Source organism: Parashewanella curva (assembly GCF_003675895.1).
Classification (GTDB): domain Bacteria; phylum Pseudomonadota; class Gammaproteobacteria; order Enterobacterales; family Shewanellaceae; genus Parashewanella; species Parashewanella curva.
The window spans coordinates 1-26,362 of the sequence record NZ_ML014774.1 but is presented as its reverse complement, the minus strand read 5'-3'; the positions used below and the strand labels follow the sequence as shown (position 1 = coordinate 26,362).

Sequence of the window (26,362 nt, the reverse complement as noted above, 5' to 3'; positions counted from 1 at the left end):
CTTAACCTTTCTTTAAGCTGATCAGTTCATGAATTCGAGAACATATATTACAACGGCAATAGATATTTTCTTACATAAAAAAGGCTCCCTTGGGAGCCTTACATTAAGGGCTGTTGATCTTTGTTGATATTTTCAGCAATGATTATTTTTAACGATAGCAAAGCGAAACAAGCGTTGTTTAGTTATTCTAAATGAGCGCAGTGACAATCCAGATAGCGTTAAAAATAACCCTTGCCCTTTGGGCTGAGCCTAAATCGCCTTACTCTGTGTTGAAAATAGTTAATTTAGATGACTAAACAGCACTATTTTCGCCTTGATTAAGGCGATTTATTGCGCAGCTGAATTATTAAACAAAGATCAACAACCCCTAATATGATATTACTTTATTTATTTTTGAGCCCAGCGATCTAACCAACCTAATACATGAGCGTACCATTGCTCTAAGTTATTAGGGTTTAAGATCCAATGGTTCTCGTCTGGAAAGATTAATAATTCCGACGGAATATTATTGCGCTGTAAGTATGAAAACGCCGCTAAGCCTTGGCCATAAGGAACACGGAAATCTTTTTCACCGTGAATCACTAACATTGGAGTTTTCCAGTTTTCAACGTAATTCGCTGGGTTAAACTTCTCGTACAGCTCTTTGTTTTCTTTGTATTGACCACCAAACTCATGCTCAGGGAACCACAACTCTTCAGTAACATAGTACATTGAACGCATATCAAACAAACCAGCGTGGTTTACAAGACATTTGAAACCATCGCTCCATTTGCCTTCAATCCAGTTCATCATGTATCCGCCGTATGAACCACCCAACGCACAAGCATTGTTTACATCCAACCAAGGCTGTTGCTGCCCCACTGCTTTTAGACCTTTCTTCAAGTCAACCAGTGGCTTACCACCCCAATCTTTAGTGATAGAGTCCGTAAATTTTTGACCATAGCCCGTTGAACCGTGGAAATCCACCATTACGACACCGTAACCAGCACCTGCCCATAGTTGGGCATTCCAGCGACCGCTGAAACCGTTTCCAAAAGAACCTTGAGGGCCACCATGTACTAGAAATGCTACTGGGTATTTTTCACCTTCTTTATAGTTAGCAGGTTTGATCCAGTAGCCATGAACTTCCTCATCACTCCAACCTTTAAATTTAAACTGCTGATATTCACCAAACTTAATTTTCTTCAATTTTTGTTGGTTTAAATGAGTTAACTGAGTTAATTGATCACCATCAAGGTTAACACTCCAGATATCTCTTGGCTGGCTTAAACTTGTATGAGAAAAATACGCTTTTCCATTATGGATACCAATTAGGCTGTTATAACCTGAGCCATAAACTTTTCGAACATCACCAAACTGAGTATTGATTTCAAAGATACTCACTTGGCCAACATCTTGAGCTGTTGCGTATAATGTCTGGTTATTGTCACCGAATTGTATTGAACTTGGGCTACGATCCCAAAGCGGAGCGACTTCTTTAGTTTGACCTGTTACGGTGTCAGTTAGCATGATAGCGTAGCGGTCTGCTTCAAACCCTGGGCGCTTCATTGCTAAATAAGCCATGTAACGACCATCACTTGAGAATGTAGGCTGAGCATCCCAAGCTTTGTTTTCTTTGGTCAAATTTACTGTTTCGCCACCCGTTACAGGTACTTTCCACAAGTCATAGTTTGTCGTCCAAGCTTGATCCTTACTCGGCGCTTTTGCGCTATATACAAGATACTTTCCATCTGGCGTGAAACTTACTTCTTCCATCCCAGAAAATGGCTTAGGTGGCGTTTCTGTATCTAAACCTTTTGTTACATCTATAGGCTTACTTAATTTATTACCTTCAATACTGGCTACAAATAAGTGGTTACGGGCATGATCAAACCAAGTATCCCAATGCCGAACCATAAGTTGATCATAGCTTCGGCCGGTTTGCTTACTGTTTTTGACCTTTTCGAATTTTTCTTTTGAACAAGCTAAAGTGTCGCACTTTGGAAATACACGAATGCTCAAAGCCACTTGTTTGCTATTGTCTGATAATTTGTAATCATCTACGTCTAGAGCTAGGTTCGACACCTGAAGTGCTTCACCGCCAGTTAATGACAAATTATAAAGCTGGCTTGAACCGTTTCTTGCTGCCAAGAAATAGATAGATTTATTATCTTTAGCAAATTGAACATTATGCTCGGTACTTTTAGCGCTGGTTATTTGCCGAGGTTTTGCATTAGCTTTAGTGAGATCTAATAGATAAAGATCTGAGGATTTATTACCTTTTTCATCTTTCTTTGACACACCATAAACTAACGTATTACCGTCTGACGAAATAGCATAGCTGTGTAACTTATTAAGGTTTACGAGATCTTGAACTGTGAACGGCTTAGCTGCTGTATCAGCAAACGCTGAAGCACTTAGCGCAAGTGCAATTGCTGCACTGGTGAGAGTAGTCTTAATCATGACGTTTTCTTCGTTGATTGTTTGAATGTATTTTTTCAAATGTCATGCCTGCGAAGGCAGGCATCCAGTGCCTTGCTAAATAAGACACTAGACTCCTGCCTGCGCAGGAGTGACGCGAACTATATTATTTAGCATTAGCGATATTTACTTTCCAAATCGCTGGGCCCGTTTCGTGAGCGTTTACACCTTCTGAGTCAACAGCAACAGTCACTGGCATATCTTGAACATCAAACTCGTAAATCGCTTCCATTCCAAGATCTTCAAAAGCTACGACTCGTGATTTCTTAATTGCTTTTGCCACAAGGTAAGCTGCACCACCAACTGCCATTAGGTAAACAGACTTATGCTTTTTGATAGATTCAACTGTAGCAGGACCACGCTCAGCTTTACCTATCATGCCCATAATGCCCGTTTTCTCTAGCATTAGATCAGTAAACTTATCCATACGAGTCGCGGTTGTTGGACCTGCAGGACCTACAACTTCATTACCTACAGGATCTACAGGGCCAACGTAGTATATGAACTTACCTTTTAAATCGACACCTTCTGGCAAACCTTCACCAGATTCAATCATAGTTTGAATGCGTTTATGAGCCGCATCACGACCTGTTAGCATTTTGCCGTTAAGTAGCAGAGTATCACCACTCTTCCATGACTCAACTTCTTCCTGCGTTACGGTATCAAGATTAACGCGCTTAACGTTTTCACCTTGTTCACGGGTAATTTCAGGCCAATCTTCTAATTTTGGTGTAACTAAATCAGCAGGACCTGTGCCATCTAAGTGGAAGTGAACATGGCGAGTTGCAGCGCAATTAGGGATCATTACTACAGGCTTTGAAGCGGCGTGAGTAGGAGCTGTTTTGATTTTTACATCAAGAACAGTCGTTAAACCACCCAAACCTTGCGCGCCAATACCTAGGTTATTTGCACGGTCAAAAATGTCTAAACGCAACTCCTCTTCTGCATTTTCAGCACCTTTGGCTTTAAGCTCGTGGATGTCTACACTTTCCATTAACGCTTCTTTTGCCATAACCGCTGCTTTTTCAGCTGTGCCACCAATACCTATGCCTAACATACCTGGTGGGCACCAACCTGCCCCCATTGTTGGTAGTGTTTTCTCAACCCATGCTGCCACGTCGTCAGATGGATTAAGCATGATCATCTTAGTTTTGTTTTCGCTACCGCCACCTTTAGCTGCAATGGCTACTTCTACATGGTTACCTTTAACGATTTCCATGTGAACCACTGAAGGCGTGTTATCACGAGTATTTTTGCGAGCACCAGCAGGATCGGCAACGATCGAAGCACGTAATGGGTTATCTGGGTTGGTATAAGCACGACGGACACCTTCGTCTACCATTTCCTGTACCGTCATGTCTGATTTGTCCCAACGTACGTCCATACCAACCTTCACAAAGGTGGTTACGATACCCGTATCTTGACAAAGTGGACGCTTGCCTTCGGCTGACATACGAGAATTAATCAAAATTTGAGCGATTGCATCTTTTGCTGCAGGGCTTTGTTCACGCTCATAGGCTTCAGCCATTGCATCTACAAAGTCCTTAGGATGGTAATATGAGATGTATTGCAATGAATCGGCAATACTTTCAATGAAATCGGCTTGTTTAATGATTGTCGGTTCCGAACCGTGAGAGGTAGAAGTCATGTTCACACACCTAATCGTTTATTATTTATGATTTTATTTTATGATACTATCTTACGATTGATTGAGCCATAAAAGCATTATAAATAAGGTCATTAAATGGTTTCACGGAAGTCAGATAGCCTAGCTATTTGCAAACTTGACATCAAATTAACTACAACTGAAGTCTTTTCTCATTTTGCCGATAAACCTTGGGCAATTCTATTAGACTCGGCAGATGCACAACACTCTGATGCTCGGTATGACATCATTAGTTTCGATCCCATTGCAACTCTGACTACACAAGAAGAACAAAGCCAGTTTTCAATTTACGATTCAGAGCGCTGTATTGATTTATCCAACAATATATCAGGCGAAAACCCATTCTCTCTATTGAAGTACTACCTTAATCATCTTTATCCCAAACAATTAAGTAGTGAATTTCCTTTTAATGGCGGAATACTGGGAAGTTTCAGTTATGACTTAGGCCGTCGAGTAGAACACTTACCGACCATAGCCAATGATGATTTATCTTTGCCAGAAATGTGTGTGGGATTTTATGATTGGAGTTTGATTTTCGATTATCAACAGCAATCTTGGTTCTTATTACATTACTTAGGTGAACAAGCACTAGAACAAGTAAAGCTTTCAGTACTCGATAAAATAGCCTCAAAAGTAGAGGTAAATGAGCCCTTCATGCTAACAGAGCATTGGCATACTCAAATTGAAAAACATCAATACCAAGAAAAATTTAATCGTGTGCATGAGTATTTACTGAGTGGTGATTGCTATCAAATTAATTTAACCCAACGGTTTTGCTCTAGTTACAAAGGAGATGAATGGCAAGCTTACCAAAAGCTTAGGCAGAGCAATAAAGCGCCTTTCTCCGCTTTTATAAAACTTGAACACCATTCAATTATTTCGATATCACCTGAAAGATTCATTCAGTTAAACAATCGTCATATCCAAACCAAACCCATTAAAGGCACTTTGCCAAGAAGCAAGAATACAATTATTGATGCTCAATTGGCTAATCAATTACAACTATCAAAAAAAGACCGTGCAGAAAACCTAATGATAACCGACTTACTTCGAAATGATTTAGGCAAAGTCGCCAGCCCAGGGACAGTACGTGTTCCAAAGTTATTTGATATCGAGAGTTTCCCAGCGGTTCACCATCTAGTAAGCACGGTTACAGCAGAACTTGATCAAAGGTTTGAAGCAACAGATTTGCTTGAAGCAACGTTTCCGGGAGGTTCAATTACTGGCGCCCCAAAAATACGAGCGATGGAAATCATCGAAGAGCTAGAGCCTAGCCGTCGAAGTATCTATTGCGGCTCAATTGGCTATATAAGCCAAGACGGGAAAATGGATACTAGTATTACGATTAGAACCTTGTTAACCGAAAATAATAAAGTTTATTGCTGGGCTGGTGGCGGTATCGTTGCTGACTCCCAAGTAGATGCGGAATATCAAGAAACCTTTGATAAAGTAAGCAAGATATTACCAACATTGGAAGATTAATATGGACTTGGCACAGTTTAAGGAACGATTTAATTTAAGCCCACAACCTCAAAATGCAGATCGTTTCTGTGTGCCTAGACAAGTTGCATCAACCATAGAGTATCGTGACTCAGCTGTTTTAATTCCAATAGTTGAAATCAATAACCAATTAGAAGTCTTGTTGACACAACGACCTTTATATTTGAAACACCACCCAGGTCAAATTTGCTTTCCCGGAGGAAAGGTAGCCGAAGGTGATACAACGCTTGAAGATACAGCATTGCGAGAATTGCACGAAGAATTGGGAGTAATTCCTGACAGAATTAAAGTTTTAGGACAACTGCCTATTCAACATACTTACACTCAGTTTCAAATAACGCCTATTGTCGGGGTGCTCGATAACCTTGAAAATTTAACAATAGATTCAAATGAAGTTGCTGATCACTTCACCGTACCACTTACCCAATTATCACATCCAAGTAACCAGCAAAGCATTAAGGTTAAGCGGCGTAATATTGAGATTGAAGTTTTAATGATAAATGCCCAACAAAGACTCATTTGGGGTGTAACGGCTTCAATCATACACACACTTCAACAAAAGGTTGGATTAAACGTAATTTGAAAATCTTTAAAGCATTGTTTCATCAACAGCACTTGTAAGTTGGACTTTCCAGCTACTATTCAACTTTTCCAGATATTGCTTAAGCTCTAGTGAATTATGATTTTCACAAAATTTAATTAAGCCGCCATGACAATCATCTGGATTCAAGAGTTCCTTTAGTTGGTTTCGTTCACACAAATGGTCAATAAGAATATGAGCGGCCCCATTTTGTCCTTGTTGAATAGCATAATGTAACGGTGTAAAACCCAATCCATCTTGCCGTGTCACGTCAAATTTCTTTTTTAAGAGTACATATATGATTGAAATATGTCCCGAAATAGAGGCCCAATGCAGTGGAGATTGCTTGTGAATATTCAACTTATAGAAATCGAGTTCCTTAGTGTTAAGTAAGAAAACAACGACGGGCTCGAGACCGTTTTGACAAGCATAGAGCAAAGGTGTTGCTTCTAACTCATCCGTAATTGTGAGATCTAATTTTTCCCTAATTAAATGCATGGCTAAATCACAGTTACTTTGCTTACATGCAGTTAAAAACATCAAAGAGTTACTAAGAAACGAGCAATAATTCCCAACACTCTCTTTTATCATTCTATAAATTCGTGAACCATTACCTTTATCAGCCAATCGGCATTGTAAGCTTTCTTCAGCCTCCTTCCTTCTGATGCTAATAATCCTATCGCCTTCAAACTGTGGCTTATATTTATTAAACAATAGATAAAAAACTCTATAACTATTACCTCTGAGCGCGTCAGACATCAGCTCAATAGACTTGAAATCATTTTGATCTGAAATCCCCCAATGTTCTATTAACCGCTCAATTAGGGCGTGCCGTTTATCCCCTTCATTAACCAGCTTTATCAATAATTCCTCTATCTTAATTTGTGTATCTTCTTCGTAAAGCAAGTCATGAATACTTGACGTATCGTTATTTTTTAAAAGCCTTAATTGCAACCTCAGCTTGGGATATACATCAACACTGATTTTTGTATTTTTAAAATCATCGTCAAAAACACTACGTGCACAATAATAAAACTGAGCAAATGTACTGTTGGGTTCAGAAGAAATATATTGAGTAGCCACCACCAATAGCCATGTTGTGTAAAAAGCTTTTTCATTGCTTAATCCATAATTTAGCAGTTGCTCCATACTAAAAATGTCTTTGCTTTGTATAGCAAGCTGTAATGCAGAGTTTCCATCATTATTTACAAGAATTTCTGGCGAGAATTCCAAAAACAGCTCAAGCAATTGATGATTTGAATTTTGCACTGCAAAATGCAGTGGTGTATTGCCATTGATGTCTCTGTTATTGACATTTGCTCCCTTTGTGAGTAGCGACGCACAAAGGCTAATTTCGCCATTTTCAGCAGCAAGCAATAAAGGCGTATCCCCCAAAAGTGTTCTTGTATGAATATCTGCCCCTAAGTCCACTAGCGCTAGGGCTGTTTCTGTATTTCCCAATACAATAGAATATGTGAGGACATTCGAAGCAAAATCATACGATTGATTAACGTCAGCGCCTTTTGAAGCAAGCCGATAAACCCAAAATACGTTATCGACTTTAACAGAATGAAGCATTAACGCATTGAGTAATTCAACATCTTTAGCATTGGTTAACGCATGAAAGCACTTCATCGCAGTAAAGTCTCTATGATGGGTGATTGCATATTTAATAGCATCAAAAAGTAATTTTTGATCAATCTTTTGTGATAATAACCATTGAGTTATCAAGTGAATACAATCAGACTCTATAGCAACGAAAAGATCTTGACATGAAAACATTACATAGCGTTGAATTTCTGTTGCTATCGCAAAGTGACCTTTTCTTAAAGCAAATTGAAATGCCGTTCCGTGAACCTTGTGTTGAATGCTCAAATTACAACCTTGACTTAATTGGTTCGTTACTTCATTTAAATCACCATGATCGATTGCAGTATAAATACCAGAATGACCATTAAAGCTGGATTCGATTTTTAACTTAACTTTGCTCAATAATCCATTTTTAATAGTTAAAGTGCTTCTGCTTTTATGGTGAAAAACATCAAAACCTTCTCCATTAAATTTTGGAGTTAATTCATAGACAAGTTCAGCACATTTTCCTTTGAGAGAAACACTTAAGCACAGCAATTGCTCTTGTTGTGACTTTGCAATTTCAGTCAATAATTTTGTTGTATTTGCGCCATTAAACTGCATTTCATCTATATTAAATGGAATAGAAACGCTCTGACATTTAGCCGCCATATTGACTCCAACAGTAAAACAGGCTTTCAGAGTATATTTAACAAGCTGACAATTAGCTTAAGCTTAATATCCTTTATTTTGTAGTTTTTACTTCACCCGATATACCACTGAAGTACAAAGCTAATTGCATACAGACAAATAATCTAACTCTCGTTGTCAAACTCCTTGAGAAAAGTCCGCATAACGGTAATATAGTCACCTTCTTATGAATAATTACCCCTTTTGTTGGAGAAACAAGCAACAATGAGTATTGCAACCGTCGTCTCTGTATTTAATGGAGAGCATTCAGTGGGTTCACAAGTCACAGTTCGTGGCTGGGTTAGAACTCGTCGAGATTCCAAAGCTGGTATCTCTTTCTTAGCCGTTTACGATGGCTCTTGCTTCAATCCTATTCAAGGCGTCGTACCCAACAATTTAAATAATTACCAAGACGAAATTTTGAAACTTACTGCTGGTTGTTCAGTTGAAATGACGGGTGAAGTTGTTGAGTCTCAAGGTAAAGGTCAAACTTTCGAGCTTCAAGTTACTGAAGTTAAAGTTGTTGGCTGGGTGGACGATCCAGACACTTATCCTATGGCAGCTAAGCGCCATTCAATCGAGCATTTACGTGAACTCGCACATTTACGGCCTCGCACCAACATTATCGGTGCAGTAATGCGTGTTCGTAACTGTCTATCTCAAGCAATTCACCGTTTCTACCATGAGCGTGGTTTCTTATGGGCATCGACCCCACTCATCACAGCTTCTGACTGTGAAGGCGCGGGGGAAATGTTTCGCGTATCAACTTTAGATATGCAAAACTTGCCAATGACTGATAAAGGCGAAGTGGATTACGACAAAGACTTTTTCGGCAAAGAAGCATTCTTAACAGTATCAGGTCAATTAAACGCCGAGACTTATGCTTGCGCTTTATCGAAAGTTTATACCTTTGGCCCAACTTTCCGCGCAGAGAACTCAAATACTTCTCGTCATTTAGCAGAGTTTTGGATGGTAGAACCAGAAGTTGCTTTTGCCGATCTAGATGACGTAGCAGGTCTTGCTGAAGACATGTTGAAGTATGCATTTAATGCAGCGCTTACCGAATGCCGTGAAGATTTGGAATTTTTTGCTCAACGTGTTGAGAAAACCGCTATTGAACGTTTAGAAGCATTTGTAAGCTCTGACTTTGCTCAAGTGGATTACACTGATGCTATCCAAATTCTTAAAAACTGTGGTAAGAAGTTCGAATTCGATGTCGAATGGGGTATAGACATGAGTTCTGAGCATGAGCGTTTTCTTGCTGAAGAACACTTCAAAGCACCTGTAGTTGTTAAAAACTATCCTAAAGACATCAAAGCCTTCTATATGCGCTTGAATGACGATGGTAAAACTGTTGCAGCTATGGACGTTTTAGCTCCAGGTATTGGTGAAATCATTGGTGGTGCTCAGCGTGAAGAACGCCTAGAAGTTCTAGACATGCGCCTAGAAGAAATGGGCTTAGAAAAAGAAGATTACTGGTGGTACCGGGATTTGCGCCGTTATGGCACAGTACCTCACTCAGGTTTTGGCCTAGGTTTTGAGCGTCTAGTTTCTTATGTAACAGGCGTTTCTAACATCCGAGACGTTATTCCATTCCCTCGTGCGCCAAGAAGCGCAAACTTCTAATGGATCGCTTGCAAATTTTAAAGGCCATCATTTGATGGCCTTTTTTATTACTGAACATACTCAGAAACATCAAAAAGTTAAAAGATTAGGGGGCGTTCCCAATTACAGTAATTGGTATAATATTAATTCTCTAACGACTTGTTTAAGAAATTATCGTTATCTATCTAGAAAACCAACATTGTGAACACTAGATGACCACTTAACAGCATAATTACACTTTTTTTTAAAAGTCGAGTTGACTCATTTATAAGACCGCTTTACTATGCGTCCCGTCTTCAACGAGAAGAAGAAAACCAATCCCCTGTAGTTCAGTTGGTAGAACGGCGGACTGTTAATCCGTATGTCACTGGTTCGAGTCCAGTCTGGGGAGCCAACTTCTTCACCTTGAAACAAATTTTGAATGTTCCCCTGTAGTTCAGTTGGTAGAACGGCGGACTGTTAATCCGTATGTCACTGGTTCGAGTCCAGTCTGGGGAGCCAACATTCAAAATTAAATGTACAATTCCCCTGTAGTTCAGTTGGTAGAACGGCGGACTGTTAATCCGTATGTCACTGGTTCGAGTCCAGTCTGGGGAGCCACATTTAAAAATTAAATTTCGATTCCCCTGTAGTTCAGTTGGTAGAACGGCGGACTGTTAATCCGTATGTCACTGGTTCGAGTCCAGTCTGGGGAGCCAAATTTAATACATTTCTTCTACTCCCCTGTAGTTCAGTTGGTAGAACGGCGGACTGTTAATCCGTATGTCACTGGTTCGAGTCCAGTCTGGGGAGCCATCATTTAAAAAGTAAATCTATCATTTCTTTTTCTATAAAAATGTTTAAAATAGCGTACAAATCATATTAATTGTCTTAGTAAACAAGCATGTGTAAATGCAATTAGATTTAGTTTCTAAGAAAAATTTTAATATGAGTAAGGTTGCAGTCATAAACGGAAGTTTAAAAGCAACTCAAACTAAGGCATGCATCAACTGACCAATTTTTATTTTTACCTGAACTGCCTTTGTTATTACTCCTAAGCCATAAATCAGATATTACTGAGTTCTTATTGGCATTTATCGATATATTGATATTAATTAGGACTGTTGATTTTAGTTAGCAAACAAGTCTGATGGACCGGATGAATATGTTTTCTTCAAAGTTTTTTCAAACAATTTTATTTAGTATTTTCGGCACAGGATTAGTGCTTTTATACCAATTCCAACTTGCGAAGTTTCAGCAAACCAACCATGAGCGATTAACTAGCTATCAAAAACAAGTCTCAAAAGTTGAAAACTGGCCTAAGGATGGTTTGGGTATTTATCAAATAATCAAAGCCATCACGCCTATTCGCTTTTTTCAATATATCGATAAAGAAGACACTGAGAACAACTACACCACTGGTCAATTAGTTATCGATAAACCCTATATTATTAACCAATTATTTCCAAATAATGTTGGAAGCTATCAACAAACTGATTCTGGCAGAATACAAGTCAAATTAGATGTAACGAAAACAAATCAAGCGATCATTTCAGACTTTATTAATATTGCTATTGTACTGGTGAGTAGTTATGTCCTTATTGCACTCTGTGCACTACTTTGCTTTAGCCGCGTAAACCATTATCTCAATCAGTTAATTCAATTAATTGAACAAATACCAAATCGCAAATCAGCTATATACTCGACAACTTCATTTCCTAAGCAGTTTAAGCTCGTTGAAGATGCTATTTCACAGGCTAAAAAGCTTTATGCAGAAAGAGTTAGTCAGATATCTGTTGAAAACCAGCAACTAAACAAAGAAGCAAGACAAGATCAACTTACAGGATTACTCACTCGGTTAATTTTTTATAAAAAGCTAGAAGACGCGGCGAAAAGTGATAATAAAATAAATGGTTCTATTATAGTATTGCGCGCGAGTGAGCTCGGGTATATCAATCAAATTCAAGGACGTAACGCCGGTGATGCTTATCTAATAAAAATCACTAAGTTACTTCTTTCAATGACTAAAACCACTGCAAAAGCCAGCCATTACCGCATATCGAGTGCTGATTTTGCAATTGTTTTACCTGAAGTGAGCTTTCAAGGTGCACAAACCTTACTGCCAAAGTTAAAATCATTATTGGATGAGTACCAACAGTTACTAAAAACACCTTCTGTTGCTCACATTGGGTTAATTCCATATAAAAACCAAATACCGTCTATAACTACGATAGAAATGCTCGAATCCTCTCTTAGTGTGGCTGAGACTTTGGGATCAAACTGTTTTTATGCAATGGATAAAGAAACCGATTCTGATAAAATCGGTGATGGACATTGGAAGCAAACACTTAACTACATCCTAAAAAGTGGAGGCGCTACCTTTTACTATCAGCCCATTCAGTCTTGTAACTCTCAAACCGCCTTTTACCAAGAGTTCCTGACTCGCTTCCAGAATGAAGACTCTAGAATATTACCAACATCTGCTGTTATAACAATGGCAGAGCGGCTCGACATAGTTACGGAGCTTGATAAGATGGTGATCACTAAAGCAATGAGATTGCTGATTAAAAAGCCTACATTACGTAGTTCAATTGGGATTAATATCAGTGCTGCATCAGCTTTGAATAAAAGTTTTCAAGCTTGGCTTCATAATCAACTAAAACAACATGCAAACATTGCTTCAAAGTTAGTGTTTGAAGTTGGTGAAACAGGCATGCAAGTTAACACAACTGCAGCGGCTAATTTTGTAAAAACGGTTCATAAGTCAAGTGCTCGAGTTTGTTTTGAAAAATTTGGAACTGGATTTACAGCCTTTAAATTCTTAAAAGAAGTAAGACCTGACTTCATAAAGCTTGATAGTAGTTTTACTAAGGATATCCATTTTAATGAAGATAACCGCTTTATCGTTCGTATGTTGGTTGATATAGCAAAACGTTTAGGCATACCTGTTATAGCAACAAATATTGAAAGCCAAGCTGAAAAAATTGAATTTGAACAATTATTGGTTGATGGTTTACAGGGATTCTTTATATCGTCACCAAAAATTTTGCGAGCAGCGTAAACAGAGCTTCAGTTCATTAATTATCTGTATTAGTGTAATTATCAATGGCATTAACAAGTCAGGACTGCTTTACAAACGTAACCATTCACCAAGCCCCTATTGATTTCTGTGAAACAAATCACTTGATCTAACATTGTTACTTGCTCGATCTTTTTATGGTGTTTTTATGTTCGCATGAAAAAGAAAAAGCTATATGAGAAAGATGCGCCCCAGCCTTCAAATTTGATAGAAGCTAATTTACTCATACGAGAGCTCTGGCAAAAGCTTAGGGAGTATGAAGATAAGCTGAAGCAATCTTCTCGAAACTCATCAAAGTCACCCTCTTCAGATACACCTGAAGCTAAGGCGGAGCGAAAAAAGCTCAAATGCCTCGTAGCCGAAATAAGGTGGGCGCTCAGCCAGGCCACACGGGGCACAAAAGACCGTTAGCTGAATTGTCTGATACTGACAAAATCATTGAGTGCAAGCCTCAAGCTTGCTGCTCGGCTTGTCACCATCACATCAATGTAAATGAGCAATGTAGTCGCCGTCATCAAGTCTTCGATTTACCCAAAGTGCCTTTGGAAATTATTGAGTATCAAATCTTTCATGGACACTGTGAATATTGTAATGCCACCTACAAAGGGGAGTTACCTGAAAGTGCCCCAAAGGCCAAATAGGTGCTCGTTTAATGAGTTATATCGCAGTGTTGGCAGGAAAGTACCACTTAAGTGTTTCTCAAACTCGACAGCTGCTACTTGAACAATACGGAGTGACTTTTTCAACGGGAGCGATTTCAGAAGCACAAGGAAAAGTCAGTTCTATGCTCACTCCAACGCATCAAAGCTTGAAAGAGCATATCCACAAAGCTTTGTATGTTCATAGTGATGAAACTTCCCACTTTCGTAATGGTGAACAAGGAACTCGTTGGTGTTGGTTGATTTCATCACAAGATGCTGTATTTCAGACAGTTCGATACTTCAGAAATAAAGACAACGCTAAATTTATGCTTGGTGAATGTAAGGACAACATTGTTATCACTGACCAATATGCGGCCTACAACTTCATTAACCCAGAAAAGCACCAGCTGTGCCTTGCTCATGTATTACGTAACCTTCAACAAATGGCGGATTACTCAGGTGGTGGGCTGACTTCTCGCATAGGGAAGAAGTTGGTGCTAATCCTTCAAACTGTATTTCGAACTCAGCATCGATATGAGCAAAATCTACTAACGGAAGTTCAGTGGTTAAGAAGAATGCAACGTCTGAAACAGAGCTTTAAAAGCTTACTGGAAAAAGGCGCTGATACACCATCAGAGAGATACTCTGGCCGATGCCAACACTTACTGAAGTGTGAAACAGGGTTGTGGGTCTTTGTTACTTACCAAGGGACACCACTTACCAATAATGAAGCTGAGCGCTGCATTAGAGGTACGGTTATCATGCGTAAAAACTGCTTTGGAACAAGCTCAGACAGAGGAGATGAGTTCCGCTCTAGAGTATTGTCAGTGATTGAGACATGTAAAAAGCGTGGTCTATCGGCACTTGATGTCATATCGGAGATTGTTACAGCAGTAACAGAAAGAAAGCCCTATCCAGACGTGTTCAACCTCACCAGCGATTAGTCAATAGTACGCTGGCGAATGGTTACTTACAAACCATTTATAAATTTTTGATAAATTTTCACTCATGTTCGCAGTAGTTTAAGCTCAAAGGATTGTTTCTGAAGTAAGAAACACCGATAATAGTCAAATTAATGTTTAAAACAATTTTTGGTAATGACCGAATATCTCCTCTTGCTTATCGGTACCGTACTTGTTAATAACTTCGTATTGGTCAAATTCCTTGGTCTCTGCCCTTTTATGGGAGTTTCAAGCAAACTTGAATCGGCCATTGGCATGTCTATGGCAACCACTTTTGTGTTAACGCTTGCTTCAGTTCTAAGCTACCTCGTTAATTTGTATTTATTGATCCCTTTCGACTTAGCTTACCTAAGAACCATCAGCTTTATATTGGTCATTGCAGTCGTAGTGCAATTTACTGAAATGGTCGTTCAGAAGACCAGCGCATCTTTATACAGAACTTTGGGGATCTATCTCCCACTTATCACAACTAACTGTGCTGTATTGGGTGTGGCGTTATTAAACATCAATGAAAAACATAACTTTTTAGAGTCGGCTGTCTATGGGTTCGGTGCAGCTGTTGGATTTTCATTGGTCTTAGTATTGTTCTCCGCAATGCGAGAACGTTTGGCTGCTGCCGATATACCTCTTCCTTTCAGAGGTGGTGCAATTGCAATGATCACTGCAGGATTAATGTCATTGGCCTTTATGGGCTTTACAGGGCTAGTTAAATAATGATTATCGATATTGTTACTGCCGTTATTCTTTTGTCGGTATTAGCACTTATTTTTGGTGCTTTATTAGGTTACGCTGCTCATCGTTTTAAGGTTGAAGGAAACCCTGTTGTTGATCAATTAGAGTCAACATTACCCCAAACTCAATGTGGTCAATGCGGATACCCCGGTTGTCGCCCCTATGCAGAAGCGATTTCTAACGGGGAAAAGATCAATAAATGCCCTCCTGGCGGTACAGCAACGATGGAAAAGCTTGCCGATATTATGGGGGTTGATCCTGAACCTCTGAATGTTTCGGAAGAAGCTCAAGTCAAAAAGGTGGCTTATATACGTGAAGATGAATGTATTGGTTGCACCAAGTGTATTCAAGCTTGTCCTGTGGACGCCATTGTCGGAGCAGGAAAACTGATGCATACCGTTATCACTAAAAACTGTACTGGCTGCGATCTATGTGTTGAGCCGTGCCCTGTTGACTGTATCGATATGATACCTGAAGAAACCACCCTAACTAACTGGGATTGGCGTGTGAATGCGATTCCTGTGAAGATGTTACATGAGGAATCACAGTGCTAACCCTTTTAGAGCAAATAGATAAAGGCACTCTGTGGCCCTTGACTGGTGGTATTCATCCGCCGCAATCAAAACAACTTTCTAACCGAGCTGCTATTAATAACTTACCATTGGCAAAACAGTTTGTCATACCTGTTCCAACGGTTGGAGAAAATTGCACACTATCTGTATCGATCGGCGACAAAGTTACCAAAGGTCAGGCTCTTACCAAAGGTGAACGCCACCTACCCTGTCATGCTCCGACTTCTGGTATTGTAACAGCCATCAGAACTATGCCCAGTAACCATGCTTCAGCATTGCCTGTTTTAAGCGTGATCATTGATGCTGATGGTAATGATGCGTGTTCAGATGATAAAACTCAAACTCTCTCTAATGAATACAGTCATCAAGAACTTCTAGACATTATTAGGCACTCAGGCATAGCCGGAATGGGCGGTGCCGCTTTTCCTACACATATAAAATTAGCACCAAGCAGTGACATTGAATTACTGATCATCAATGGTGTTGAATGTGAACCTTACATCACCTCCGATGACCGCTTGATGAGAGAAAAAGCCGAAAGCATTCTGCGTGGTATTGAAATCATTCGTAAACTGATCGACCCGACGAGAATCGTAATTGCTATCGAAGATAACAAACCCGAAGCAATAAGCATTATGCAATCTGCATTAGCAAGTAATACTTTACTGTCGCAAATAGCTCGGGTTACTCAAGTGCCGACGCAATACCCATCAGGTGGCGAAAAGCAACTTATCCAAATATTAACAGGTCAAGAAGTCCCGTCAGGAAGTATTCCTGCAACACTAGGTATCGTAGTACAAAATGTCGGGACGGCATTTGCCATTGCAGAAGCTGTTGACGAATCTAAGCCATTAACTCAACGCGTTGTTACCCTCACCGGAGATAATTTTAAGAATCCAGGCAATTATTGGATTCCAATCGGAACGCCAATTGAGCATATTATTGAAGCCTGTGGTCTACATGATCCTTCGCACCAACAATTTATTGTTGGTGGTCCAATGATGGGGCATGCATTACGTGATTCAAGAGCACCGATTTTAAAAGGCACCAACTGTATTATTGCGCCTAGTCGGCAAGAATTTAATGGTCAAGCAGAAGAAAAGTCCTGTATTCGATGTGGTGAATGCGCCACAGTTTGCCCCGCTAGCCTTCTGCCACAACAACTCTTTTGGCATGCAAAAGCCGAAGAATATGATAAAGCTGCAAGCTATAACCTGAAAGACTGTATTGAATGTGGCTGTTGTAGTTATGTCTGCCCTTCTGATATTCCACTCGTGGAGTATTATCGTATTGCTAAATCAGCAATCAAAACAGAAGAACAAAATAAACTCGCAGCAGAAGAAGCCAAAAAAAGATTTGATGCAAGGCTTGAGCGCTTGGAAAAAGAAAAGCAGGCTAGAGAAGAGCGTTCTCGACAAGCAGCAGAACGCCGGAAATCATCGATGTCATCTGCCAATAAAGACGCTGTTGCTGCTGCCTTAGCGCGTGTACAAGCTAAAAAGGCCGCCGAAACTCAATCTGACAGTGCTAGCGACACTGATGATAAGCAGTCAAAAGTTGCAGCAGCTATTGCTAGAGCCAAAGCCAAAAAGGCTGCTCAAACTGAAAATAATCAATCTACGACTGAGGATGCATCAGGCGATAAAAAATCTCAGGTTGCAGCTGCGATAGCCAGAGCTAAAGCAAAAAAAGTGGCTAAGGCTACTGAAACTCAAGTTGAAGCGACACTTGATGATGTGCATTCTGATGATAAAAAAGCGCAAATCGCAGCCGCAATAGCCAGAGCTAAAGCGAAAAAAGCCGCTAAGTCTTCTGAAGCTCAAGTTGACGTTACTTCTGATGATGCGCCAGTTGATGATAAAAAAGCGAAAAAAGCCGCTAAGGCTTCTGATGCTCAAATTGAAGTTACTTCTGATGGTACGCCGGTTAATGATAAAAAAGCACAGATCGCCGCGGCTGTAGCAAAAGCCAAAGCTAAGAAGTTAGCTAAGCAGAAATCTTCTGAGACACTCAAAGATAATGAAAAGGTAGAAATCGCTTCTAATTCTGAAGTTGACGATAAAAAAGCTCGTGTTGCCGCAGCCGTTGCCAAAGCAAAGGCGAAAAAACTAGCAAGACAAGCTGCGGAAATAAAAGAGGGTCAAGAATAACCATGGCATTTAAAAGCGCCTCATCGCCCCATATTAATACTCAATTACAAACCAGTAGGGTTATGCAACGCGTTCTTGTGTGCATGCTTCTAGGCTTTGCTGCGCAGCTCTACTTTTTTGGTTGGGGGAGTTTAATACAAGTACTTTTAGCCGTATCAGTGGCTATTGCAGCTGAAGCCGCAGTCATGAAGCTTCGTAATAAAAGCATTAGCTTTGCCCTTTCAGACTACAGTGCCGTAGTTACAGCTGTTCTTTTAGCTGTCGCCATACCTTCCATGGCGCCATGGTGGATCATTGTCATCGGTGTGTTGTTTGCCATCGTGTTTGTAAAACATCTCTACGGTGGATTAGGAAATAATATCTTTAACCCTGCAATGGCAGGTTATGTATTACTTCTAATATCTTTTCCTGTTCAAATGACCAACTGGAATGCGCCGTTAAGTGTGGCAGCTCACTCCCCTACTTTTACGGATGCCTTCAATACCATTTTCGGTTTAAGTCACTATGCCGCCGATTACTGGAAGCAGGCAATAGACGGAACGACAATGGCTACACCATTAGATAGTCTGAAAACAGGTTACTCACTTGAGCACATCACTTCTGAAATAATGAAGCAACCTGCATTTACAGGCAGTATCGCTACGGGTTGGTTTTGGATAAATCTTGGCTATCTTTTAGGTGGTCTAGCCATGCTAAAACTGAAGGTGATCCGCTGGCATATTTGTACCGGTGTGCTTGTTGCCCTATTTATTTGTACAAGTGCTGGCTTTTTATTACACCCAGATACGCATATTTCGCCGACTAACCAACTGTTTACTGGCGCGACAATGCTAGCTGCATTCTTTATTGCTACCGATCCTGTTACCGCCGCCACCAGCCCTAGAGGTCGACTCATATTTGGCGCGATGATCGGCATTTTGGTTTATGTAATTCGTACTTTTGGTGGCTACCCTGATGCATTCGCATTTGCAGTGTTACTCGCCAATATGACTGCTCCTTTTATCGACTACTATGTCAGACCGCGCAGTTATGGTCATCGTACAAGTTAAGCCAAGGAACCATTAATGAATAAAAGTATTGTAAGAAATGGACTTATCCTCGCGCTTTTTGCCATGTTATGTACTGGGCTGGTCGCTTTTGTCGATAAATTTACAGCCGACAAAATACAAGCTCAGAAGCAAGCTCAACGCCTAAAAATTTTAACGGATATCATTCCAAATGATATTCATGACAATAATTTAGTTCAAAGTTGCCGTTTGATTTATGCTCCTAATGAGCTCAATACAGATACACCTGTTGCCGCCTTTATTGCGACCAAGGAGCAACATGCAACTGCCATCGCAATGGAAACTTATGCCCCAGACGGTTATAACGGCAAAATAAAACTGATTTTATCTGTTACTAAAGCTGGTGAAATATTAGGAGTTAGAACCCTAGAGCATAATGAAACGCCTGGATTAGGTGATAAAATCGAACTATCTAAGTCTGACTGGGTTCACGAATTTAATGGCAAAACACTATCAAAACCAAGCGCTCGCAAGTGGAAAGTCAAAAAAGATGGAGGCGACTTCGATCAATTTACCGGAGCTACTATTACTCCGAGAGCATACGTGAAAGCCGTACATAAAGCTTTAACTTATATCAACTCTCATTTTGCAGATATACAGCGTCAAACTCGCTCATGTGAGGAACAAAATGGCTAATTATAAAGATATTACCATTCAGGGATTATGGAAAAACAATCCCGGTTTAGTTCAGTTGCTTGGCTTGTGCCCTTTGCTTGCAGTAACAGCTACGGTTACTAATGCCTTGGGTCTAGGTTTAGCCACAATGGTGGTTTTGATCGGTTCTAACGTATTGGTGTCGTTGGTGCGTGACTATGTACCTAAAGAAATTCGGATTCCAGTATTTGTGATGATCATTGCAGCATTGGTGACTACGGTTCAATTACTCATTAACGCTTATGCGTATGAACTTTATTTATCTTTAGGTATCTTCTTACCTCTTATCGTAACGAATTGCGTGATCATTGGTCGAGCTGAGGCTTTCGCTTCAAGAAATAACGTTTGGGCTTCGGCTTATGACGGTCTAATGATGGGTGTAGGCTTTGCTCTAGTTTTAGTTATTCTTGGTGCTGGTCGTGAAATTTTAAGCCAAGGTACTCTATTTAGCGGAGCTGAGCAATTACTGGGACCTTGGGCTGCCAATTTGACGATCCATTTGTGGAAAGTAGATACCTCATTCTTACTGGCAATGCTTCCACCTGGCGCATTTATAGGAATGGGTTTGATGATTGCCGCTAAAAACGTTATCGATAAAAAACTTGAAGAAAGAAAGCCTGCACCTGTTCAAACTGAAATTACTCGTGCTCGAATCACAAAGGTAGGTTAATGAATAACGCTAAACGTCGTGAAATATTGGAACGATTAAGAGCCAATAACCCGAAACCAGAAACTGAATTGAATTTCTCTTCTCCTTTTGAGTTGTTGGTTGCCGTAACCTTGTCAGCACAAGCTACAGATGTTTCTGTAAACAAAGCCACCCATAAATTATTCCCTGTAGCGAATACTGCACAAGCTATCTATGATTTGGGCGTAGATGGTTTAAAGCAATACATTAAAACCATTGGGCTGTATAACAACAAAGCTATTAACGTGATCAAAGCCTGTGAAATTTTAATAAAAAAATATAACGGTGAAGTGCCCGAAGACCGTGAAGCTTTAGAAGCCCTTCCCGGCGTTGGTCGAAAAACAGCAAACGTGGTATTAAACACGGCATTTGGCTGGCCTACTATCGCAGTAGATACCCATATCTACCGCATGGCAAACCGCACCAAGTTTGCAATGGGTAAGAATGTCGACCAAGTCGAGCAGAAAATGCTTAAAGTTGTCCCTGCTGAATTCAAGGTCGATGTTCACCACTGGTTTATTTTACACGGTCGCTATACCTGCATAGCCAGAAAACCAAGATGCGGTAGTTGTATTATTGAAGATCTTTGTGAGTTTAAAGATAAAACTGAAATATAAGTATTTGCAGGAACCAAATTTCAACACTTTAAATACAAGGAGACAACTCTCGAATGTCACCTTGTAATGTATTTGTTCAACACTTACAAACGCATTAATGCCCAAACTGAATTCGAATACCTGCGTTAACAGTAAACCCATCATTACGAGACCAGATGTCAGTTGTCCATCGTCCACTTGGAGCTTGTACTGGCAGCAATAATGACTCTTCTTTAGTTTGACGAACATTAAGCAAGTTTTCTGCGTTAATAAAATAGCTCACTTTACCCACCGTAATTTGCCCAAGAAGACCTAAGTGCCAATAAGCTTTGCTCTTTTCACGGTATGGGTTGCCCTCTAGATGTTGAGTGCCAGTATAGTAGGCCTCAAAACCAACTAGATGACTACCATGTTCTTCCCACATGACCACGGCGCCTGCCGAGTGTTTTGGTGTTAAATTAAGTGGCACTCGGCCATTGCCTGCGCTGTTCTCTTTAGTTGCGTCTGTGTACAAATAACTGCCCGTCAACTTAAGATCTCTCCAGCGATAACGAAGCAGAAGTTCTGTACCACGAATCTCACTTTTACCAGCGGCATTGACTATACGAACCTTTTTATTTGAATGTATATCTGCTGGTTTTATCACTTCTAGTTCAGTGACATTTTCTACATCAGAAGCAAACAAGGTGACGCTTGTTTCAACACTATCAACTGTGTAAGAAATATCGATAGAAGCCGTGGTCGCCTGATCTGCTTTTAAGTTATCAAGCGGTGCTAACCTTGATAAACCTACATCTTCAATATCTTCAATAAACGGTGTTGGCGCATAAAACCCTTGCCCGTAAGAACCTCTAATTGTCCAGTTGTCAGGTTTATATAATCCCGAAATTCGCGGGCTAAACTGCGTGCCATATTCACTATGCCAATCTGTGCGGGCACTAGCCGACATTGATATTTCATCACTAACTCATAATCAACTTGAGAAAATAAACCCGGTACATTGTACTGATAGTTAAAAGCTGAAAACTCTTTGGATTCGAATCGATCTGATTGATAAGCTAAGCCTAGAAGCCAAGCCGTTTCATCATTGTAACCAGACACACTCGATTCAAATAAATAACTTTCGTGAGTATCGTTTTCTTTGACTAAACCATAAACATGATCATGTTGCTGACGCATTGCTGAGCCGCGAATATTGAGGTTAATCACTTCTAAGCGGTTGATCAAATATAAATCCGCTATCAAACCTTTTCGAATCTTGGCTTTGGATAAATGGCTTACCATTAGGCAGGTTCGAGCCCGCTTTGGTACCTCCTGTTCTATCTTCAATCATTGCACCAAAAGTTAGGTATAGATTAGCTCCACTTCCACTTTCCCAGTAAACACGCGGACGAATCGTTACTCGCTGATATTCAGCCATATCAAGCCAGCCATCATGGTCTAAATCTTGTTGCTTTTGATTATGTAAACCCGCCGTTACTGAAGCAATGGTTGAGTCAGTTATCGGAGATGCAAAATAAGACGTAATGTCTTGTCCATTTTTAGAAGTCGCATTTAAAAGCACTTCACCTTCAAGTTCATCTGATGGAGTACGAGAGAATAAATTAATCACACCTCCAAGCGCTGAACCACCATACAGTGAAGATGCCGAACCTTTGATGATTTCAACACTCGCTAAATCGGTAGGAGGAATTTGAAGTAAACCAATAGATGCTGTTTGTCCCCCGTAAAGTGGCAAACCATCACTGAGTAATTGTGTGTAACGTCCATACAAACTTTGCAATCGAATATTGGCACTTCCTAACGCCAGTGAAGTGTTTTGTACTCTCACGCCACCTGTTTCTGCCACCAGCATAGAAATATTCCCCGGTCTCATTAGGGCCTTTTCTTGAATTTCTTCACCATTGATGATCTCGGTTCGTGTCGCAGATTCCGTCACAATACGCCCAAGTCGGGATGCCGTCACTTGAATTCTTTCAACATTATTTTCACCATGCTCATGATGTTCATGTTCACCTTCACTGGCATAAGATATTGAAGGTGCGAGTAGCACAGCAACGGCTACTTTAGATAATTTTGTAAGCATTATTTACCTCTAGCAATGCTAATCCTTGCGAAATATTCGCAATGAATAATTTGGTTGTAAGACACTGAATCTAAGAGGTAAAAATGGGAGGACGGTACAAAGAAGTAGCAATAAATCGTGTACTTTTGCTCTTCACTGGCAAGACAGGTTCACTTATCTTAGCTGACTCTAAAGTAGGAAGGCTCAACTCTAAAAAAACAACAGGGGCACATGCGTTAGCTGGACAAAAGCAATCGTTTTCACAACACTGCACTTCACAGCAGTCTTCTTCTTTTTCGGACGTTAGTTGATCTTTGGCGGCTCCTTCTACTAATAAATCATTGCGAGTAGTCAAATCAGAGTCTTGATTATCGAGAAACAGCTTTTGCGAGGAGAATTGAGAGTTAGAGATATCTTTGTGTACCGCAACATAATGATAAGCCACCACCTGCCCGACAAAAGCAAGTAACATGGTTATCAAAAGAAGTAATTTTAACCGCGTGTTAAACACAATTATCCCTAAAAAATCGCCAGTATTGTAGATTTTTTTTGGGATTAAGTGAAGAATGAATGACTAAAATTAACTATCTTTCAATCTATTCCCCTCTTAAGCATGTTAGCCCTTTTAACAATTTAATCACCGTATTGCACCTTACTGGTAATTCATAATCTTTCTTTTTGACTAAAAACACCGTTTCATATACTGGCTTCCCTATATCCCACGTCATTAAATTTTGAGCTTCTAAACAACTTTTCCGTACTGATTCCGGTAATACAGTGAACCCAATACCATTAGCGACCGGGGTAAGTATTTGTGCAAGTTGATTGATATAGCCTGAAATTGGAAAGTCATCTGTATTCATTTTTGATAGTTCAGCATGACCACATTCAGACATAAAATACTTTAGGTAATGAGTCGCATCTGGATGACTGATAAATCCTAATTTAACCAACTTCTCTATGTTGTGACATAAACCTTCTGATGGAACAAATAAACATAATCGTTCTCTACCAATTACTTCAAAATCAAAATAAATTGGATCGGGTAATTGTGTTACCAAGCCAAAATCGACATTGCCGACTGATATTGATTCAAAGATTTTATGATTAGGAGCCACTTCTACACTTGGGGTCAACAATGGATACTGTTTTTGTAATTCTACCAAATGCGGATATAGCAGAAGAGAAAAAGCGCCGGAACAAGCTATTCTGTATTGCCCTGAATAAGGTTCATTAAAACTTAATTTACTAAGTAGGTTTTGTTCATTCCGCTCAATATCAAGCGCATATTGGTATACCAATTTACCTTGCGCTGTAATTTCAAAGCTACGCTTTTGACGCTTAATCAATGTATAACCACACATATCTTCTAGCTTTTGAATATGTTGAGAGACACCAGGTTGAGTCATAAATAATTTTTCGGCTGCTTGAGTGAAGCTGCCAATATCAATGAGTGTTTTGAAGGTTCTTAACCAATGTGGATTTAGCATCGCTTATAATAAAAAATTATCAATACACCAAGTAATGATAATTTAAACTTTTCATAAAACAAACCTATCATTGAGCCATATCCATAACTAAGAGAATAAATCATGGCTTATCCTAGAACATTTTCTCATATTGGTATTTCAGTACCCGATGTTGAAGCTGCAGTAAAATTTTATACCGAAGTACTTGGTTGGTACCTAATTATGGAACCAACAGAAATCACTGAAGACACCAGTGCCATAGGTGAAATGTGTACTGATGTGTTTGGTGCTGGTTGGAACAGATTTAAAATTGCCCATATGTCAACTGGAGACAGGATTGGTGTTGAGCTATTCCAATTCGAAAATCAACAGAATCCTGAAAACAACTTCGAATACTGGAAAACAGGTATTTTCCATTTTTGTGTTCAAGATCCTGATGTAGAAGGATTAGCTGAAAAAATTGTCGCCGCAGGCGGAAAAAGACGAATGAAAGAGCCTAGATACTATTATCCGGGTGAAAAACCATATCGCATGATTTACATGGAAGATCCATTTGGCAATATTCTAGAAATTTACAGCCATAGTTACGAGCTAACCTATTCAAGTGGTGCATACAACAATTGATTGTTATCATTGACTTACACTAACAATTGTTTTGGAACGCATTATGAGCCAACTGTTACACACAATGATCCGAGTCGGTAATTTAGATAAAAGTATTGATTTTTATACTCGTATTCTAGGAATGAAATTACTTCGTAAATCTGAAAATTCAGAATATCAGTATACCCTTGCTTTTGTGGGCTATGGAGAAGAGTCTGAAGGTCATGCAGTAGTTGAACTGACTTATAACTGGGATACAGACAACTATGACATGGGCACGGGATTTGGTCATTTGGCTATCGGTGCTGAAGATATCTATGCTCAATGTAAAACGATTGCTGAAGCTGGTGGCAAAATTACCCGTGAACCAGGCCCAGTTGCTGGTGGTACGACTGAAATTGCTTTTGTGGAAGATCCTGATGGATATAAGATTGAGCTGATTCAGATGAAATCAGCGACTAAGGGCTTAGGGTAAAATTTAACTTCACCATAAGTTGATTAAAATATCTTAACTTATCATTAGCAAGGCGTTATGAGAGCATTAAGAAACCACTTGATTGCTCTCATTTTTTCAATGTTTTATCCTAAAGTACTTAGTTCTTTAAACTCTTCACCTTATTCACAGTCAAGCCAAGCTAACCAGACTAATAAAAGCAAGTAGTTCATCGTTCATTTCATGATTATGCCACTAATCATCTCTTGGTGCGTAACATGAGTTATAAATAAGAGATATTTTTAAAAAATTGCACCTAGCTCGGCTATGGTTCAATTTCCTCAGATGGCCATCACCTTACAATGACCACCCATTATGCTTTTCAGTTACTTCCAAGCTTTACAAGCGCTATCGGTGCAAGTTAGCCCTATTTTATTGAAAATTTTCCCATTAAAAATTGTCTTTTTGGTTTTTGTATTTTTTACCTTAAAGATCCCCTCATATTTCTAAATCAAATAATCCCAAAGACACTGCGGTAAATACGATGATTTTTAAGGTAACGATAAAAGTTTTCCATTAATGGAAGCGCCCATTCTTCTCTC

The 26,362-nt window shown here is 39.7% G+C and carries 18 protein-coding genes, 5 tRNA genes and 2 pseudogenes; 19 read left to right on the top strand and 6 right to left on the bottom strand.

Annotated elements, in window-relative coordinates:
• Positions 1-387 precede the first annotated feature (387 nt).
• Both D5018_RS09855 and D5018_RS09850 read right to left on the bottom strand, forming a co-directional pair.
• A complete protein-coding gene (locus tag D5018_RS09855; RefSeq protein ID WP_121838860.1) occupies positions 388-2,442 on the bottom strand; it encodes a S9 family peptidase in 2,055 nt (684 codons plus the stop codon).
• A gap of 124 nt (positions 2,443-2,566) precedes the next feature.
• Complete coding sequence (locus tag D5018_RS09850) at positions 2,567-4,108, bottom strand: fumarate hydratase (RefSeq protein ID WP_121838834.1); 1,542 nt, start codon at positions 4,106-4,108, stop codon at positions 2,567-2,569.
• A gap of 96 nt (positions 4,109-4,204) precedes the next feature.
• Between D5018_RS09850 and pabB the strand changes: the two genes are divergently transcribed.
• Together pabB and D5018_RS09840 are read left to right on the top strand one after the other, a co-directional pair.
• Positions 4,205-5,608 (top strand): aminodeoxychorismate synthase component I, encoded by a 1,404-nt coding sequence (pabB, locus tag D5018_RS09845; RefSeq protein ID WP_121838833.1) that lies wholly within the window; start codon positions 4,205-4,207, stop codon positions 5,606-5,608.
• A 1-nt stretch (position 5,609) separates the two neighbouring features.
• The gene (locus D5018_RS09840; RefSeq protein WP_121838832.1) at positions 5,610-6,209 is read left to right on the top strand and encodes a CoA pyrophosphatase; all 600 of its coding nucleotides are present in this window, start codon (positions 5,610-5,612) and stop codon (positions 6,207-6,209) included.
• A 6-nt stretch (positions 6,210-6,215) separates the two neighbouring features.
• On the opposite strand, the gene D5018_RS09835 is transcribed toward D5018_RS09840, so the two are convergent.
• Positions 6,216-8,447 carry an ankyrin repeat domain-containing protein gene (locus D5018_RS09835; RefSeq protein ID WP_121838831.1) on the bottom strand — a complete coding sequence of 744 codons (2,232 nt, stop codon included), beginning with the start codon at positions 8,445-8,447 and terminating at the stop codon, positions 6,216-6,218.
• Between the two features lie 243 nt (positions 8,448-8,690).
• Here D5018_RS09835 and asnS point away from each other — a divergent pair, with 243 nt between their 5' ends.
• The 15 genes and pseudogenes from asnS to nth all read left to right on the top strand — a co-directional run bounded on the left by asnS (position 8,691) and on the right by nth (position 21,211).
• Positions 8,691-10,091, top strand: a complete 1,401-nt coding sequence (gene asnS / locus D5018_RS09830) for an asparagine--tRNA ligase (RefSeq protein ID WP_121838830.1) — start codon at positions 8,691-8,693, stop codon at positions 10,089-10,091.
• A gap of 297 nt (positions 10,092-10,388) precedes the next feature.
• Positions 10,389-10,464: transfer RNA gene (locus D5018_RS09825), tRNA-Asn, on the top strand.
• 31 nt (positions 10,465-10,495) lie between these two features.
• Positions 10,496-10,571 (top strand) — tRNA-Asn (locus D5018_RS09820).
• 23 nt (positions 10,572-10,594) lie between these two features.
• Positions 10,595-10,670: transfer RNA gene (locus D5018_RS09815), tRNA-Asn, on the top strand.
• A 22-nt stretch (positions 10,671-10,692) separates the two neighbouring features.
• A tRNA-Asn gene (locus D5018_RS09810) sits at positions 10,693-10,768 on the top strand.
• Positions 10,769-10,789: 21 nt separating this feature from the next.
• Positions 10,790-10,865, top strand: a tRNA-Asn gene (locus tag D5018_RS09805).
• Positions 10,866-11,214: 349 nt separating this feature from the next.
• A complete protein-coding gene (locus D5018_RS09800) occupies positions 11,215-13,110 on the top strand; it encodes an EAL domain-containing protein (RefSeq protein WP_165905032.1) in 1,896 nt (631 codons plus the stop codon).
• Between the two features lie 174 nt (positions 13,111-13,284).
• Positions 13,285-14,713, top strand: a pseudogene (gene tnpC / locus D5018_RS09795) (IS66 family transposase).
• 153 nt (positions 14,714-14,866) lie between these two features.
• On the top strand, positions 14,867-15,445 hold the full coding sequence (rsxA, locus tag D5018_RS09790; RefSeq protein ID WP_121838828.1) for an electron transport complex subunit RsxA: 579 nt from the start codon (positions 14,867-14,869) through the stop codon (positions 15,443-15,445).
• Positions 15,445-16,017: an electron transport complex subunit RsxB gene (gene rsxB / locus D5018_RS09785; protein WP_121838827.1), complete on the top strand. Its 573-nt coding sequence runs from the start codon at positions 15,445-15,447 to the stop codon at positions 16,015-16,017. Before rsxA ends, rsxB begins: the two co-directional genes overlap by 1 nt.
• Complete coding sequence (gene rsxC, locus D5018_RS09780) at positions 16,011-18,185, top strand: electron transport complex subunit RsxC (protein WP_121838826.1); 2,175 nt, start codon at positions 16,011-16,013, stop codon at positions 18,183-18,185. Before rsxB ends, rsxC begins: the two co-directional genes overlap by 7 nt.
• 2 nt (positions 18,186-18,187) lie before the next feature.
• Positions 18,188-19,234, top strand: coding sequence for an electron transport complex subunit RsxD (gene rsxD / locus D5018_RS09775; RefSeq protein ID WP_121838825.1), 1,047 nt, complete (start codon positions 18,188-18,190; stop codon positions 19,232-19,234).
• Positions 19,235-19,249: 15 nt separating this feature from the next.
• Positions 19,250-19,888, top strand: coding sequence for an electron transport complex subunit RsxG (gene rsxG, locus D5018_RS09770; protein WP_121838824.1), 639 nt, complete (start codon positions 19,250-19,252; stop codon positions 19,886-19,888).
• A complete protein-coding gene (locus tag D5018_RS09765) occupies positions 19,881-20,576 on the top strand; it encodes an electron transport complex subunit E (protein WP_121838823.1) in 696 nt (231 codons plus the stop codon). The genes rsxG and D5018_RS09765 overlap by 8 nt, the downstream gene beginning before the upstream one ends.
• Positions 20,576-21,211, top strand: coding sequence for an endonuclease III (gene nth, locus D5018_RS09760; RefSeq protein WP_121838822.1), 636 nt, complete (start codon positions 20,576-20,578; stop codon positions 21,209-21,211). The genes D5018_RS09765 and nth overlap by 1 nt, the downstream gene beginning before the upstream one ends.
• A 94-nt stretch (positions 21,212-21,305) precedes the next feature.
• Here nth and D5018_RS09755 read toward each other — a convergent pair.
• The 3 genes and pseudogenes from D5018_RS09755 to D5018_RS09745 all read right to left on the bottom strand — a co-directional run bounded on the left by D5018_RS09755 (position 21,306) and on the right by D5018_RS09745 (position 24,745).
• Positions 21,306-23,276, bottom strand: a pseudogene (locus D5018_RS09755) (TonB-dependent receptor plug domain-containing protein).
• Positions 23,277-23,346: 70 nt separating this feature from the next.
• Positions 23,347-23,766 (bottom strand): hypothetical protein, encoded by a 420-nt coding sequence (locus D5018_RS09750; RefSeq protein WP_133309272.1) that lies wholly within the window; start codon positions 23,764-23,766, stop codon positions 23,347-23,349.
• A gap of 85 nt (positions 23,767-23,851) precedes the next feature.
• The gene (locus tag D5018_RS09745) at positions 23,852-24,745 is read right to left on the bottom strand and encodes a LysR family transcriptional regulator (protein ID WP_121838820.1); all 894 of its coding nucleotides are present in this window, start codon (positions 24,743-24,745) and stop codon (positions 23,852-23,854) included.
• A gap of 102 nt (positions 24,746-24,847) precedes the next feature.
• Here D5018_RS09745 and D5018_RS09740 point away from each other — a divergent pair, with 102 nt between their 5' ends.
• Positions 24,848-25,348, top strand: a complete 501-nt coding sequence (locus D5018_RS09740) for a lactoylglutathione lyase family protein (RefSeq protein WP_121838819.1) — start codon at positions 24,848-24,850, stop codon at positions 25,346-25,348.
• A gap of 43 nt (positions 25,349-25,391) precedes the next feature.
• On the top strand, positions 25,392-25,802 hold the full coding sequence (gene gloA / locus D5018_RS09735; protein ID WP_121838818.1) for a lactoylglutathione lyase: 411 nt from the start codon (positions 25,392-25,394) through the stop codon (positions 25,800-25,802).
• The last annotated feature ends 560 nt before the right edge of the window (positions 25,803-26,362 follow it).

Bases quoted from the DNA above. Each gene is read 5' to 3' on its own strand.
- D5018_RS09850 (WP_121838834.1), bottom strand. From the start codon at position 4,108: ATGACTTCTACCTCTCACGGTTCGGAACCGACAATCATTAAACAAGCC.
- D5018_RS09835 (WP_121838831.1), bottom strand. From the start codon at position 8,447: ATGGCGGCTAAATGTCAGAGCGTTTCTATTCCATTTAATATAGATGAA.
- D5018_RS09800 (WP_165905032.1), top strand. From the start codon at position 11,215: ATGTTTTCTTCAAAGTTTTTTCAAACAATTTTATTTAGTATTTTCGGC.
- D5018_RS09745 (WP_121838820.1), bottom strand. From the start codon at position 24,745: ATGCTAAATCCACATTGGTTAAGAACCTTCAAAACACTCATTGATATT.
- D5018_RS09765 (WP_121838823.1), top strand. From the start codon at position 19,881: ATGGCTAATTATAAAGATATTACCATTCAGGGATTATGGAAAAACAAT.
- rsxB (WP_121838827.1), top strand. From the start codon at position 15,445: ATGATTATCGATATTGTTACTGCCGTTATTCTTTTGTCGGTATTAGCA.
- D5018_RS09840 (WP_121838832.1), top strand. From the start codon at position 5,610: ATGGACTTGGCACAGTTTAAGGAACGATTTAATTTAAGCCCACAACCT.
- asnS (WP_121838830.1), top strand. From the start codon at position 8,691: ATGAGTATTGCAACCGTCGTCTCTGTATTTAATGGAGAGCATTCAGTG.
- rsxG (WP_121838824.1), top strand. From the start codon at position 19,250: ATGAATAAAAGTATTGTAAGAAATGGACTTATCCTCGCGCTTTTTGCC.
- D5018_RS09740 (WP_121838819.1), top strand. From the start codon at position 24,848: ATGGCTTATCCTAGAACATTTTCTCATATTGGTATTTCAGTACCCGAT.
- gloA (WP_121838818.1), top strand. From the start codon at position 25,392: ATGAGCCAACTGTTACACACAATGATCCGAGTCGGTAATTTAGATAAA.
- rsxD (WP_121838825.1), top strand. From the start codon at position 18,188: ATGGCATTTAAAAGCGCCTCATCGCCCCATATTAATACTCAATTACAA.
- D5018_RS09855 (WP_121838860.1), bottom strand. From the start codon at position 2,442: ATGATTAAGACTACTCTCACCAGTGCAGCAATTGCACTTGCGCTAAGT.
- pabB (WP_121838833.1), top strand. From the start codon at position 4,205: ATGGTTTCACGGAAGTCAGATAGCCTAGCTATTTGCAAACTTGACATC.
- rsxA (WP_121838828.1), top strand. From the start codon at position 14,867: ATGACCGAATATCTCCTCTTGCTTATCGGTACCGTACTTGTTAATAAC.
- nth (WP_121838822.1), top strand. From the start codon at position 20,576: ATGAATAACGCTAAACGTCGTGAAATATTGGAACGATTAAGAGCCAAT.